The organism is Arthrobacter koreensis (assembly GCF_035792275.1).
GTDB classification, from domain to species: domain Bacteria; phylum Actinomycetota; class Actinomycetes; order Actinomycetales; family Micrococcaceae; genus Arthrobacter_B; species Arthrobacter_B koreensis_A.
On record NZ_JAMWKK010000038.1, the window covers coordinates 1 to 255 of the forward strand.

Below are 255 nucleotides of genomic sequence, written 5' to 3' on the forward strand. Positions count from 1 at the left end.
GCGTCCGGCCGAGGTAGAGGATCGTGCGGTGCCCGGACACTGGGAAGGAGACCTGATTATCGGGGCGAACTCCACCGCGATCGGAACTCTGGTCGAGCGCAGCACCCGGTTCACGATCCTGCTGCACTTGCCCGGGGACCACAGCGCCGAGACGGTGGCAGCAGCGATGATCGATCAGATGGGCAGGCTCCCGGAGCACCTGCGGCTGTCGATCACCTGGGACCGCGGAACCGAGCTGGCGCACTACACCCGGAT

1 protein-coding gene is annotated in these 255 nt (G+C 66.7%); it reads left to right on the top strand.

Annotation, left to right across the window (positions count from 1 at the left end; all coding sequences use genetic code 11):
* Positions 1-255, top strand: a 255-nt coding sequence (locus tag NGB94_RS16735; RefSeq protein WP_325791845.1) for an IS30 family transposase, incomplete at both ends; no start/stop codon positions are given.